Origin of the sequence: Roseibium algicola, assembly GCF_001999245.1 — a bacterium.
GTDB classification, from domain to species: domain Bacteria; phylum Pseudomonadota; class Alphaproteobacteria; order Rhizobiales; family Stappiaceae; genus Roseibium; species Roseibium algicola.
On the sequence record NZ_CP019630.1, the window covers coordinates 5,746,635 to 5,760,657 of the forward strand.

The window sequence follows — 14,023 nt, forward strand, 5'->3', positions numbered from 1 at the left end:
CTGTCACCTGCCAAGAACTTCTTTTTCAAGTGACTTGAGAAAAAGGGTGTTCTGTATTTTCCAACTGTCCTGACCATCATGCGTCTCAATCTCGATGTTCTCTTTCAGATTGGTCAGGAGCTTTTGAGCGTCTTGTCGTTTCAAGCTCTGCTCGAACTCGGGCAGGCACTTCAGAAAGTGAGCGCTTTCAGCTTCGGAAAGTCCTGTTTCGCTCAGCACGCGCACCCAGGTGCGCGTGGAAAAATGCAGACCGGTTGCAGCTTTCAGCAATGCATCGTGTGCGCTCTCGACAATGAACCCGCCTTTCAAAGCTGCAGACAGAGTCGCCTCCGCATCCACCAGCGCCAGTGTCAGCGGGCGATAGCCCAGTTCTGCCGGAGCGTGCGAAACAGCAACATCCGCATCCGATTGACGCCTTCCCGCTTGGTAGTCTGCAAAAATTGCCCCGACACCAACCATCCCGAATGGGAAACACTCTGCAGCCCGTAATGCGCCCATGCTGGCCGCGCCGTACACCCTGCACCCCTCCTGTAGGGCGAACAGGATTTCCTTGTGCCAGACAGAAGGTGTGGAATTGAAGTAACCATCAATCAATCCGATCACGCGGCGCCCCTGCCCCACGGCTCGCAGAATGTCTCCGCGTGCCGCAGGTGGGAACACGTCTAGGCTATCAAAAAGATCGCCGGCCAAGCCGTGAACGCTCGGTCCTGCAAAAACGACGGGTTTCAACATGCAGTGCTCAGCACTTCCGTCGTCAGCAGTATCGAGTTCATGGACATTTCGGAGAAGCTGCCGGAATGCGCGTCAAGGCCTGTGACGATCGTCCTCACCACGTGAACGTCCGGGACCGGCGATTTGAGCGGAAACATGTAGGCATCTTCAATGCCAGCCGCCCGCATCAGCTTCAGGACATCCTGCCACCCCATGGACGACTGCCTTGCAGGGCGGAACTCAGCCTCAAGTTTGGCAAGAGGAATGAGTGGTGGCTGGTTCCTGGCTACGCCATCCTTGGACTGCTGAAAACGATCCATCGCAAGGTCGTCGCGCGCACCGGCGATGTCCGTCAGACGTGACTGCACCGCTTCAAGCAAAGCTGCGAGTATCGCCTCGGCAACGTTCGTCCGGCAGGCAATTCCGGCAGGAGCACGCGAAATGACACCGGATGGCCCATTCACCTGCCGCGAGATGACAGCGGCAATGACCGGAAGTTTCACGCGTCCTGGAAGAGCGTATATGTGAAGATCAAGCCCGGCTTTTGAGACCTTCTCCAGAATGGCGTCTAGATCGGCGTTCGCGCCCTCGTAGTCGGTGACCTCCCGGATATTATTGACGAACAAACCGAAAGTATCGACCACACTGGACGCGTCATGTTCCACGAGCTCAAGCAGGGCGTGTTCGATGGCCTTGTCGATCGAGAAATGTGCCGCCAACCCCTGGGATGTCATACGGAAGGCATGACGGTCCCAAGGCATATCGCTACGCATGTCCATCCCGACCAATTCGTAGGGCGCGAAGCGTTGCTCGCCGGAAATCAGGGACGTTCCAGGAACCCAGGCGCGCTGGCGGGTCGGGTCGAGCTGATGCGGGTTGACCCTTGCTAGATCAAAGAACGGAATGACGCTCCTTTGCTGACGCGCCATGTCTTCGATCGTCGCGAATTCCGTGACGTGCTGTCGCGGTTGTTCGGCGACAGCACATTCCACGGCTTCCATGATCGCTGAAATCTTCGCCTGATCGTCGGTCACACCTTTTCCCTGGGAAACGGAAAGAGACCTGGAATTCGGCCTGGTTGCGAACCAGACCGGGATCCCGATCGTGTCCAGCCCGGTGATCTCACCCAATCTGGTAATGCCGAAGCTGCGCAGGAATTGCGGAGAGAAAGGATCGGATTGCACAGCGAATACCTCCTGTAGCGGTGCGATTTTGCCAGTCAGGCCGCCTTCCGGATCAATCGTCCGAAAGCACGGCATCCTGAAGCGTGTCGGGATTTCCGGAATCAGAACCAGAGCCGGTCTTGGAAACCGGATCCTGGATCGGCGCCCAGCTCAGCCTGTTGAGGTCCCAATCGCTGTCGTCGACATCAGTGAGGAAGGCAAAATCGACATCCGAGATCGTGCTGCCTTGTTTGATTGCCTGGTAGATACCTTCCGACTCGACCTGGCTGAGGCTTGTTTCCGGATTGCCGTCACTTTCGGCGAACAGGACGCGGGCAGCAGCAGCAATGCGTGCATAGCCGTCGACACCGGCATTTTGCGCTTCGTAAGCCAGAATTGTCTGGTGCGACACACGAGATACGCGCAGCGGATCCATTCGCAAAAAAACAACTCCATGACCGCGTTTTCCGATCACGTAAAATGACGAATTAGGCATAATTTTCTCCTGTAAATGGGTTTACTTAGTCGAAGCCGGCGAGTTTCAGACCTTCCAGAAAGATCTTGTTGTTCTCTGGATTCTTGTCTGGTTGGAAGCGAACGATTTCCTGTGCGGTCATCCCCGGATAAACATCCATGAGACGCCGTGCATATTGTCTTGCGCTCTCGATTTGCCCGTCGAGAGCGAGGCTTGCCGTCAGGACGCGCAATGCAGGTTCCTCGTCGTCCATCTGCTTGCACAGCCGGACGGCCTCTGCGTAGTCGGCCAGCTTGAAGGCGATGCTCGCACCCGCCCACCAGTAGATGTCCGGTGCAAGTGGATTGAGATCGATCGCGTGCTTGAAACGCTTCCAGGCGTCCTTGGGCTTGCCGAAATGCGCAAGCGCATCTGCGTGCTGTATGAGCAGATCCGAAGAGTTGGGGCTCAAGGTCTCGGCTTCCTGGAACTTGGCTTCCGAGGTCGTGTAATCACGTTGGTAAAGCGCGATGACCGCAGCCATCCAGTAGCCGATACCGGCCGTCGAATCGATCTCGATGGCTGCGTCCGCTTCCGCCTTGGCGCGGTGAAGAAGGTGCGGATCCGTCCCCCCGAGCAGCAACCATTCCAGTTGCATTGTCTGCGCTATGCGAGCGCGGGCGATGGACAGGTCCTTGTCGTACGTGAGACCTTGCCGGAATTCCTTTCTGGCCCGGCGGATCATGCTCAGATTACAGGTCTTGATGAGGTTCTGCCCCCGCAAGACGTGCAGATAGCTCTGGGCATTGATCGACCGACCGGAGTCGAGCATCTGTCGCTCGATCTGCTGGGCGAGATTGGCTGCCACGGTTTTTGCAAGAAGCCGGAAGGTATAGTGAAGGTCCTCCGGCTCCATCGAATACTCCGCAGACCAGATGATCTCCCCTGTGCCGTCATCGATAACGGTAAAGGAAATCTTTTGGCTGCCCGGGAGCAGAAAACTCTGCACGGAGTAGTTGGACCGAATTTTTTCCCAGTTGCTTAAATTGCCGCCGCGAAAGTCACGCATCGTACTGAACGGCGAGACCACGACAAATGTCTTGAATCTGGAGAAACTGTTCGCGACATCCTCGACGAATGCCTCGGCAAGCTGCGCATCCGGATGTTGATCGATGTGGCGGGGCGACGAAAAGGCAACGCGCGGAACCGGTGGTTTGGGAGGTGCCGGACGCTCCTCAACCGGTTTGACCCCCGTCGGTGCGACCCAGACTGTTCCTGAAGGCTTGCTGCTTGTATTGCCAGGCACACGAGGCAAGGCAGGATTGAGAACCGAATTCATCAACCGGTCGATACGATCGACGCCATCCTGATCGCCACACCTGCCATAAGCTTTTGAAATGATACGATAGCATTCGGGGCTGTCAGGTTCGAAAGCCAGAAGCCGATCAGCGATCTTGCCGATGTTGCCGCCACGATCCGCTCCGAAGCGTGTCGTTTCCTCAAGGGCTGCTGCTGCTCTGTTAAACAGTTTCTCCCTCAGGCTCGCGCGCTCGGTCAGCAGCCAAAGGTTCAGCTGTTCACCTTCGAACTCCATGCCATCGAGCAGTTCACCGGTGAACTGCTCTATCCCGGACATCATGCCTTCAAGGTCGGTAGCCTTGCAGGACTGGAGAAAAGCGGCCAGATCGGAACTTTGCGCCCCGGGCCCAAGACTGATTCTGGTCTGGGTCGTTTCAATGAGCGGTCCGGCTTCGGGCTGCCTGCTTTGAACCCTCACAAGCAGTTGCCTGAGGTTTGCCATGGCCCTGGTTTGAGCGACATCCTCCCAAAGCAGGGCAGCCGCCTTTTGACGCGCAAGCTCGTTGCCAGGAACAAGCAACAATACTGCAAGCAACGCGTATCCCTTGGCAGGAAAAGGGGTATTCCGCGAGTAATACACTGACGGAACGCCAAGTAGTCGAATATTAGTGCCTGAACTACTTTTATTCATCACGTTGCCCCCTGGTAATTTTTTCTAACACAGTTCCCCCCACAGAAGAACACCACTGCCGTGACGGAGTCACGCCTGTGTGACGGCGCTATTGGGAATGTAGCTTTGCCGAAGGGACGAAGAGTGATCACACTTCGCGGCCAATAGCAAAAAACTACGTATTATCAGATAGTAAGGAAACCATTCATGTCTGGTAAGATCTCCTTCAGGAGGACCTATGCGGGGTACGGAGACAATGTACGACCATTTGAAAGGGCTAACGACATAGGATCCGTTATTACGGAATTTCTTTGGTACGAAGGTTCTCCATTTTATCCTCTTGGCGATTTGATCTCCGCAAATATCAGTTCCGTCTGGCTTGGTGCGGGAGAGCCGACGAAAGACGACGAAGACAATCTGGATCTCGTTTTCAAAATGCCTGAAAGCGACGGGGGCAATTTTTTCGAAATCGTTCTCAGGTCCAGCGGTGGCACTTCTTATGGTGGCTGGGCCTGGGGTCAGGATCTGGAAGTAACCGACACAGTGGTTTCCGGTCACAGAGTGCTTGTCGCTCATGCAAACGAACTTAGTGTATTTCTCGAATATTCTCTCGAAAAAGGAAAATACGTTCAGCGAAACGTAGAATCCGATTGCAAGATCACGACTTCTACAGTCAGAAAACTGACAAAAATGGCAAAGAGACACTGATTTTTTTAGGAATAACTAGGCACACCGAGCGTATTTGAGGTGAAAACGCCGCTTTTGTTTGAGGCTATTGAAAGGATTACCCGTTCAAAGAAGTTCGTTCATCTTCTTTGAAAGCCCGGGCCGCTCCCGGAAGCAACTGATTGTATCCCACCACAATCGCTTCCGGGGGCGGTCTTATTCGTTCAACCAACCCCGAAAGCTCCAAGAAGCCCTTGGCTAACCGGCCTTCCGGTCGGTGCTTTGTCGTGTTGCGGTTTTCAGTCGGTTGAACCCCATGGAGAGATGTGCTCGCCTAATCAAGGCTGCGGCCTGGAAGTCTCCAAGTCGAACAGCATTCGAAATTTCCGCGATTTCGCCGCAGAAGATGGCGACCTCCGTTGGCAGGTCCTTTTCATCTATCAAAGTCAGCCAGATGCGACAGGTCTTGTAGAACAGCTTTTCAGAAACTTCGCGCAGCGGCATGTTCAGTGTGAGCTGCAAGAAGGCCTGAAAGAAATCGATATTGAGTCGGGCAAAAACCGCACGATCCGGCGTTGAGCTCAATCGCTCCGCCCGAATTTTGAGACTGTTGAATGTGGCTTCCAGTTCCGAGTCGAGAGAACGCGGGCCCAACCTGCCGGTCAATTCATTCAGCTCAAGCCTGAGTTCATAGACCTGCGCCAGCTCTTCCAGATCCACTTCAGTCACCAGTGTGCCTACGCCTTGCTGCGACAACAACAACCCGTCTGCTTCGAGTATCTGCAGCGCCTTGCGCAATGGCGAGCGACTGACACCGAATTCAGATGCCAACGCCTCTTCACTCAGTTGCGTTCCAGGCGGATAGACAAGCATGCAGATCCGGTCTCTCAGAACGGAATACATGATCTGAAACCGTTCCTGAGCGCTTGCGGCCTGGTTCAACAGGTCTGCAACGTCGGCCGTCGCTGTTATGTCCTGATCGGTCATGAGGCCTGTAACAAGGTCCTTTCCAGTCCCGTGAGCATGTCGAGACATTTTTCGAGCTGGTCAACGGCCAGATATTCATCAGGCTTGTGCGCCTGTGCGATGGACCCCGGGCCACAAACCACAACGGAAAGCCCCAGGGCCTGAAACAACCCGGCCTCGGTGCCAAATGAAACGACATCACACAGGTTCGCGCCAGTGAGCGATGTAACGATGTCCCGTGCTTCGTTTTCCGGCATCACGGCCAGTCCGGCGACTTCTCCTATAATTTCGGTGACAATCTCAGCATCGGGATAGACGGACGTCATTTGAGGCAACAGCACGTCCTGGCAATAGGCTTCCAGGGCAGACTTTATCTCAAGTGCGTCCTGCATCCGAACCGGGCGCATTTCCCACTCCACCGCGCAATGCCGAGCAATGACATTGCGTGCAGAGCCGCCGTCTATCCGGCCAACCTGAAGTGTGGTCCATGGCGGTGAGTAGCGCTCGCTGTCAGGACCTGACTTGTCCTTCATGGTTTCTGCCAGTTCCATCATCCTGGAGATGAAAGCGGCGGCAACGTGGATAGCGTTGACCCCCTTGTCCGGTTCGGAGGCATGCCCATCGGTGCCGTGGAACGCTGTCGTATATTCGTAACACCCCTTGTGCCCCTCAATGACCCGCATTTCCGTCGGCTCACCGATAATCGCTACGGAAGGACGAATATCACTGCGCTTCAGTTCCTCAACCAGATGCCTGGCGCCAAAGCAGCCGACTTCCTCATCATAGGTCAAGGCGACATGCAGCGGCCGTTTCAGGTCGAGTAGCGCATAGTCCTGCGTTTTCGTGAGGACCGCAGCGATATAGCCTTTCATGTCGCAACTGCCTCGCCCGTACAGCAAGCCACCTTCTTCGCGCATCTGATACGGGTTGCAGGTCCACTCTGTGGGATCTGCCGGTACGACGTCCGTGTGCCCTGACAAGACAATTCCGCCGGAGACATTTGGGCCAATTGTTGCGAACAGGTTGGCTTTCTTGCCGGTCGCATCCTTGGAAACTGTCACTTGAGCACCAGCTTCACGAAGCAGGGTCGCGGCAAAGCTGATCAATTCAAGATTGCTGTCTGCCGAAACCGTCGGAAAACCGATCAAGCGATCCAGTATGGAAATCGTCCGGGTCAACAAGTCCGAGCGCATATTCACCTCAGGACTTCACGAACAATCTGCGGGGCCTGTTGCACAGGCATTCTGCAGGTCCGTTTTCCTTGATGAGGATGCTCTCTGTGATTTCCAGTCCCCACCCATCCATCCAAAGCCCCGGCATGAAGTGAAAGGTCATGCCGGGTTTCAGAACGGTGTTGTCTTCTTCGCGAATGGAAATTGTGCGTTCGCCCCAATCAGGTGGATAGGAAATGCCGATCGGGTACCCTGCCCGCGCGCCGCGTTCGATCCCCGCGGCCTCAAGAGGTTTCGCCAATGCACGTGCGATGTCACCCGCGGTATTGCCGGCCCTTGCGGTGTCCAGGCCGGCTTCGAGCCCCTCGACCAACGCCTTCTCGGCATCAAGCAGGTACTGTTCCGGCTTGCCAAGAAAAACGGTGCGGCACAACGGGGCATGATAGCGGCGGAAACAGCCGGAGAGTTCGAAAAATGTCGCCTCGCCTTCCTGCATGAAACGTCCGTCCCACGTCAGGTGCGGAGCGGACGCATCCGCGCCACTGGGAAGCAGCGGCACGATAGCCGGATAGTCCCCCCAGGCGTCGTCCAATCCTCGGATGGCGTCGGCGTAGATCTCTGCAACAAGGTCGGCCTTGCGCATACCCGGCACAACACGCTCCAAGACACCGTCCATGATTTTCTCGGAAATCCTGGCTGCCTTGCGCATGAACACGAGTTCTTCGTCGGATTTGACTGCCCTCAACCAGTTGACCATGCTTGTGGCGTCGATGAATTCAGCGTTCGGCAACTCACTTTGCAGCGTCAGGAACGCCTTGGCCGAGAAGTAGTAGTTCTCAAGTTCAACGCCAATCTTCTTGTTCGCGTACCCCCTCAATTCCAGCAGCCTGGCAAGGTCCTGCATGGGGTGGCGCTCAGACGACTGAATGAAATGATCGGCGTAGGAAGCGACGCGTGCGTCGTCCATCCAGACGGTTCGACGGGCACCATTGGCATCCTGCCTGCGTCCCCACCAGATCGGTTCTTCGTCCAGAAAGACAACGACCCCCTGATGCACATAGAAAGACCATCCGTCATAGCCTGTGGTCCAGGCCATATTGGAAGGGTCTTCGAGAAACAGGACATCTATTCCCCGTTTTGACATGTCGCTACGGACAAGATCGAGACGGCGTTGATACTCGGCACTGCTGAAAGGAAGGTCGTGACCTGGCATGATTGGGCCTCGTCGTTTATTTGTACACAAATAAGAACTCAGCCATTTCAGAAATCAAGAAAATAAACACATCAGAACATCATCACTTGCACTTTAAAGGTCATTTGTACACAAATGAGCATGTTCCCCCTTGCAGGATCTTCATGATGACCACGAGCGATACCGGAAATAGTCCATGCAACTGACGCTTACGGATATTTTCGAAGCGCGAAGAGCCATCGCCGGGAGAGTGGTCAGGACACCCCTCCTGCCCTCGCGATTCATGACCGAGCAAACCGGACAGCCATTCTTCCTGAAAATGGAGACGATGCAGCCAACAGGTGCGTTCAAGTTGCGCGGTGCGACGAACGCGGCCCGCAATGCGCCCGAAGGCACCACGACGCTCACATGCTGCTCGACCGGAAATCATGGCCGCGGTGTTGCCTATGCGGCACGGGAACTTGGCTTGAAGGCGATTATCTGCATGTCATCCCTGGTTCCGCAGACCAAGCTGGATGGCATCAGAGCCATTGGGGCCGAAACTCGTATCGTCGGCAACAGCCAGGACGATGCTCTTGCCGAGTGCCGTAAGCTGGGTCAGGCAACCGGCGTCTTTGAAATCTCACCGTTCGACGATCCATACGTGATTGCAGGCCAAGGCACCATCGGGCTTGAGATTCTGGAAGATGTTCCAAACCTCGACACGCTTCTTGTCCCCCTTTCAGGAGGCGGGCTTGCCGCGGGTGTCGCGCTTGCCGCTAAATCCATCAATCCACAGGTCCGTGTTGTCGGACTAACCATGGACAGAGGCGCGGCGATGAAAACATCGATCGACGCCGGCCGGCCAGTGGAAGTGCCAGAGGTGGCAAGCCTCGCGGATTCGCTTGGAGGCGGCATAGGCCTCGACAACCGGCTTTCCTTCGCAATGTGCCGGGATCTTCTGGACGAGATCATTCTGGTAACTGAAGGCGAAATCTACCGGGCCATGCAGGCTCTTTATTACGAGGATAGTCATGTCGCGGAAGGCGCTTGCGTGGTTGGCATTGCAGCAATCCTGGCCGGAAAGCTGACCGCGCCAGAAGGTCCGGTCGCAACGATCATTACGGGTCGAAATGTCGACATGGTTCAATTCACAAAAGTCATGACCGGTCAGGACGTTATGCTTGGGGACTATCTGTTGGAAGGAAAACGTTATGGCGCATGAAATCAGGCTGGTGAACGAGGCCGATCTGCGCCGGGCTGTTCATCTTGATCTTGAAGTCATCGACTGCATTGAAAAAGCATTTGCAAAGCTGGCCACGGGTACAGTCGTGATGCCTCCCGTGCTGTCCATGGCCCTGCCGGAGGTGAATGCGGAAGTTGATGTGAAAACCGCCTACGTGCCAGGTCTCGACGGTTTTGCGATCAAGGTATCTCCCGGCTTTTTCAACAACCCTGCTCTCGGGCTTTCAAGTCTCAACGGGTTGATGGTGCTTTTTTCGGCGCAAACCGGTCTGGTTCAGGCTGTCTATCTGGACAATGGTTATCTGACCGACATCCGCACGGCTGCAGCCGGAGCGGTTGCGGCGCGCCACCTTGCTCCTGCAGTCGTTTCAACGATCGGCATTCTGGGAACCGGCGTTCAGGCCAGGTTGCAGCTGATTGCGGCGGCAAAGGTACGGCCCGCGGAAAGGGCGCTGGTCTGGGGACGAGACCGTGACAAGGCCAGAGCCCTGGCAAAGGATATGACTGCAGCGCTCGGGATAGACGTGGTCGCAACCGAGGATCGGCAGCAACTGGTTGCCGACAGCCAACTTGTCGTCACCACGACCCCTGCGAAGGAGGCTATCCTGGGCGCGGATTGTCTGCATCCCGGCTTGCATATCACTGCAATGGGATCTGATCAGGAGGACAAGAATGAACTTGCCCCGGAGATCCTGGCTAAGGCCGATGTCCTGGTCTGCGATCGGATAAGCCAATGCGAAAAACTCGGAGAGCTGCGTTCCGCCCTTGCGAACCGCACTTTGCAGGATGTGAGCCGTGTACGTGAACTCGGTGAGATTGTTTCAGGCAAGGCGCAAGGCAGGACTTGTGATGCTGATATCACCGTCTGCGATTTGACCGGCACCGGCGTTCAGGATACGGCCATTGCCACGCTGTCTCTTGGCAAGGTCAAGAAGGCAAATGCGGGCACGATGCTCGTTTCCTGAACCGGCAAGAGACATTGATGCTGAAACTGGACAATCGAGACCTGGAAATCCTGAAGGTACTTTCCGAGGAAGGACGCATTTCCAAAGCGGATCTCGCAAAGCGTATAAATCTTAGTCCGAGCCCGTGCTGGAAGCGCCTTGAGAGGCTTGAGGCTGCTGGAATCATCGAGGGATATGGCGCGCGTTTCTCGCTCAAGAATATCGCGCCTCATGTCACCGTTTTCGTGACGCTCGAACTGGAACATCACCGCGCCGAATATTTTCAGGCCTTTGAGCGGGCAATCCGCAATTGCGATGAAGTCGTTGCCTGCTGGGCGATCGGTGGCGGGCTCGATTATCTGATGCAGACCGTCACGCGTGACATCGACAGCTATCAGCGGTTCATGGATGCCCTGCTGGACCGTGGCCTTGGCGTCGTTCGCTACTTCACTTACGTGGTGACAAAACCGGTGAAACAGAGCGCTGCTCCAGCACTCGATATGTTGCTGGCCGGGATGCTTGGAACAGATACGACTGCTGAACACTCCGAATAAGAACGAAACGGCTGCCAAGCTTGTCAAGAAAAGGCGTTTCGTTCCCGGGTGCCATTCTAGGCTCTGCTCACCACTTTGGAGAGCAACGCCATGCAGTCCCGAATCCTTGCCGAGACATCCCTTGAAAGCTCGCTTTTTCACCTAATTGACAACCGTCACCTGGTAAAGCACTTCGCCTATGTCGGTGGACGTTGGGCAGCGGCACGTGATGGTGCCGTGTTTCGAGTAACCGATCCGGCGGATGGAAGTCTTCTCGGGGAAGTGACATCTCTTTCCAGCGCACAATCCGCCGAAGCTATCGATGCCGCCAATGACGCCTTTTCGAGTTGGTCCACCTTGCTGCCTCAGGAAAGGGCATCCTTTCTGTTGGCCTGGCACGACTTGATCTTGGAAAACCGGGAAGATCTCGCTCGTCTGATGACGCGTGAGCAAGGAAAACCACTTTCGGAATCCCGCGGCGAGATCGATTATGCAGCCTCCTTCGTATCGTTTTACGCCGAAGAGGCCAAACGACCCAATATCGAGAGCATCACTTCCCACTTGCCTGACGCAGAGATGGAAGTCTGGCGGGAACCTGTTGGCGTTGCCGCATTGATCACGCCGTGGAACTTTCCATGCGCGATGATCACGCGAAAAGCAGCTGCCGCACTCGCCGCCGGCTGTACCGTTGTCGTGCACCCTTCACAGGAAACGCCGTATTCCGCACTCGCCCTAGCTGAACTTGCTGACCAGGCTGGGCTTCCGGCAGGTGTTTTCAACGTGCTTCCCGGGAACGCGGAAGACATCGTGAAACCGTGGATGTCAGACCCGCGCGTCAGGGCGGTTTCGTTCACCGGATCCACGGGTATCGGACGGCTTCTTTATTCGCAGGGTGCTCAGACTGTAAAACGACTTGTGCTGGAACTCGGCGGTCACGCCCCCTTCCTCGTGTTTGCAGATGCTGATCTTGACCATGCCGTCGATCAGGCAATCGCCGCAAAATTCGCAACATCCGGTCAGGATTGCCTCGCGGCAAATCGCGTTCTGGTAGAAAGACCGGTCTACCAGGCGTTTTGCGAAGCCTTCACCAAACGTGTTGAAGCCTTGTCTGTCGGACCTGGGCTTGAAGATCCTGACATCGGACCGCTGATGCATGAGCGGGCGGTTGCCAAGCAGGAGGACCACGTTCGAGATGCACTCGCACGAGGCGCGCGCCTCCTCACCGGTGGCCACCGTCATGCGGCCGGCCCATTGTTTTATCAGCCGACCGTTCTGGCGGACACTCCCGCTGATGCATCGATTTTCCGGGAAGAAACATTTGGTCCGGTGGCAGCCTTGGCAGCCTTCGATAAGGAGGAGGACGCCATCGCACGGGCAAACGACACCGAATACGGCCTTATCGCCTATCTCCACACGCAGGACCCGCGCCGCATCTACCGTGCAAGCCGCGCGCTTCAATACGGCATGGTTGCCGTCAATCGCACAAAAGTGACCGGCTATCCGATCCCCTTTGGAGGCGTGAAACAATCCGGCCTTGGCCGCGAAGGTGCCCGCTACGGACTGGAGGCCTTCACCGAAATCAAATACGTCTGCCGGGACTGGAGCTGACCTGGCCCAACCAACACTAGAAGGACTTGAATATGCTCAAGAACGACCAACTGGATGCCTGGGACAGAGAGAACTTCTTCCATCCCTCGACCCATCTTGCCCAACATGCGCGCGGAGAGAGCCCTAACCGGATCGTCACCGGTGGCAGCGGTGTCTATATCGAAGACCGTGACGGCACCAAACTATTGGACGCATTCGCCGGACTTTATTGCGTCAACGTCGGCTATGGCCGTTCCGAAATTGCTGACGCCATTGCGGAGCAGGCTCGTGAACTGGCCTATTACCACGCATACGTCGGCCACGGCACCGAAGCCTCCATCACGCTTGCACAAATGGTGATGGAGCGAGCGCCCGACCACATGTCCAAGGTCTATTTCGGACTGGGCGGATCGGATGCGAACGAAACCAACATCAAGCTTGTCTGGTACTACAACAACATTCTCGGCCGCCCGGAGAAGAAGAAGATCATCTCGCGCTGGCGCGGCTATCACGGCTCGGGCCTGATGACCGGTTCTCTCACGGGCCTCGAGTTGTTTCACAAGAAGTTCGACCTGCCGCTTTCACAGGTTTTGCACACAGTCGCGCCCGACTATTTCCGCAGGGAAGACCTTTCCCTGTCCGAAGCAGAATTTGTGGCCTATTGCGTTGCTGACCTGGAAGCCCTGATCGAACGCGAAGGCGCTGACACCATTGCAGCCTTTATTGGCGAGCCGGCCCTTGGTACGGGCGGGATCGTACCGCCCCCAAGCGGGTACTGGGAGGCCATTCAGGCCGTGCTCAAGAAACACGACATTCTGCTGATCGCAGATGAAGTTGTTTCAGGCTTTGGACGTCTCGGCACGATGTTCGGGTCAGACCACTACGGTATTCAGCCGGATTTCATCACCATCGCAAAAGGCCTGACATCGGCATATGCTCCCCTGTCCGGCTCCATCGTTTCCGACAAGGTCTGGAAGGTGCTGGAGGACGGTACCGACGAATTTGGTCCGATCGGCCATGGGTGGACCTATTCCGCACACCCGATTGGTGCCGCAGCCGGCGTTGCGAACCTCAAGCTTATCGACAGTCTCGGCCTGGTGGCGAATGCCGGATCCGCAGGTAGCTACCTCAAGAATGCACTTGCGAATGCACTCGGAGATCACGCCAACGTTGGCGACATCCGCGGAGACGGCCTGCTTTGCGCGATCGAATTTGTATCGGACAAGGCCAGCAGAACCTATCTCGATCCGGCAAGCAAAACCGGCCCACAGGTTGCAACTGCCCTGTTGAAGGAAGGCGTCATCGGCAGGGCGATGCCGCAGGGCGACATCCTGGGGTTCGCCCCCCCCCTGTGCATTTCTGAAGCTGAAATCGACAAGGTTGTTGATGCAACCGTGAAAGCAGTAAAATCCGTCTTCTAAGAAGCGGCGCCACCAAATAAC

At 56.0% G+C, this 14,023-nt stretch carries 13 protein-coding genes; 6 read left to right on the forward strand and 7 right to left on the reverse strand.

Annotation, left to right across the window (positions count from 1 at the left end):
• Positions 1-3 precede the first annotated feature (3 nt).
• The 4 genes from B0E33_RS26665 to B0E33_RS26680 form a co-directional block, all read right to left on the reverse strand.
• A complete protein-coding gene (locus B0E33_RS26665) occupies positions 4-729 on the reverse strand; it encodes a TfuA-like protein (protein WP_077293707.1) in 726 nt (241 codons plus the stop codon).
• Complete coding sequence (locus B0E33_RS26670) at positions 726-1,895, reverse strand: YcaO-like family protein (RefSeq protein WP_035909488.1); 1,170 nt, start codon at positions 1,893-1,895, stop codon at positions 726-728. Before B0E33_RS26670 ends, B0E33_RS26665 begins: the two co-directional genes overlap by 4 nt.
• A 52-nt stretch (positions 1,896-1,947) precedes the next feature.
• A complete protein-coding gene (locus tag B0E33_RS26675; RefSeq protein ID WP_201030400.1) occupies positions 1,948-2,310 on the reverse strand; it encodes a hypothetical protein in 363 nt (120 codons plus the stop codon).
• Positions 2,311-2,395: 85 nt separating this feature from the next.
• Positions 2,396-4,222, reverse strand: a complete 1,827-nt coding sequence (locus B0E33_RS26680) for an SARP family transcriptional regulator (protein WP_145915778.1) — start codon at positions 4,220-4,222, stop codon at positions 2,396-2,398.
• Positions 4,223-4,504: 282 nt separating this feature from the next.
• On the opposite strand from B0E33_RS26680, the gene B0E33_RS26685 reads away from it, so the two are divergent.
• Positions 4,505-5,005, forward strand: a complete 501-nt coding sequence (locus B0E33_RS26685; RefSeq protein WP_062488783.1) for a hypothetical protein — start codon at positions 4,505-4,507, stop codon at positions 5,003-5,005.
• A gap of 216 nt (positions 5,006-5,221) precedes the next feature.
• Here the strand turns inward: B0E33_RS26685 and B0E33_RS26690 are convergent, their stop codons facing one another.
• Genes B0E33_RS26690 through doeA form a run of 3 tightly spaced genes read right to left on the reverse strand, consistent with a single transcriptional unit; the run spans position 5,222 to position 8,314 of the window.
• Positions 5,222-5,950: a GntR family transcriptional regulator gene (locus B0E33_RS26690; RefSeq protein ID WP_055654211.1), complete on the reverse strand. Its 729-nt coding sequence runs from the start codon at positions 5,948-5,950 to the stop codon at positions 5,222-5,224.
• Positions 5,947-7,122 (reverse strand): acetylornithine deacetylase, encoded by a 1,176-nt coding sequence (gene argE, locus B0E33_RS26695; RefSeq protein ID WP_077292883.1) that lies wholly within the window; start codon positions 7,120-7,122, stop codon positions 5,947-5,949. Before argE ends, B0E33_RS26690 begins: the two co-directional genes overlap by 4 nt.
• A gap of 7 nt (positions 7,123-7,129) precedes the next feature.
• On the reverse strand, positions 7,130-8,314 hold the full coding sequence (gene doeA, locus B0E33_RS26700; RefSeq protein WP_077292884.1) for an ectoine hydrolase DoeA: 1,185 nt from the start codon (positions 8,312-8,314) through the stop codon (positions 7,130-7,132).
• A 175-nt stretch (positions 8,315-8,489) separates the two neighbouring features.
• Here doeA and eutB point away from each other — a divergent pair, with 175 nt between their 5' ends.
• From eutB to B0E33_RS26725, 5 genes are all read left to right on the forward strand, one after another.
• A complete protein-coding gene (eutB, locus tag B0E33_RS26705) occupies positions 8,490-9,497 on the forward strand; it encodes a hydroxyectoine utilization dehydratase EutB (protein WP_077292885.1) in 1,008 nt (335 codons plus the stop codon).
• Positions 9,487-10,482, forward strand: coding sequence for a cyclodeaminase (locus B0E33_RS26710; protein ID WP_077292886.1), 996 nt, complete (start codon positions 9,487-9,489; stop codon positions 10,480-10,482). Before eutB ends, B0E33_RS26710 begins: the two co-directional genes overlap by 11 nt.
• A gap of 17 nt (positions 10,483-10,499) precedes the next feature.
• Positions 10,500-11,015 (forward strand): Lrp/AsnC family transcriptional regulator, encoded by a 516-nt coding sequence (locus tag B0E33_RS26715; RefSeq protein WP_197923274.1) that lies wholly within the window; start codon positions 10,500-10,502, stop codon positions 11,013-11,015.
• A 90-nt stretch (positions 11,016-11,105) separates the two neighbouring features.
• Complete coding sequence (locus tag B0E33_RS26720; protein ID WP_077292887.1) at positions 11,106-12,602, forward strand: NAD-dependent succinate-semialdehyde dehydrogenase; 1,497 nt, start codon at positions 11,106-11,108, stop codon at positions 12,600-12,602.
• A gap of 32 nt (positions 12,603-12,634) precedes the next feature.
• A complete protein-coding gene (locus B0E33_RS26725; RefSeq protein WP_077292888.1) occupies positions 12,635-14,002 on the forward strand; it encodes an aspartate aminotransferase family protein in 1,368 nt (455 codons plus the stop codon).
• The last annotated feature ends 21 nt before the right edge of the window (positions 14,003-14,023 follow it).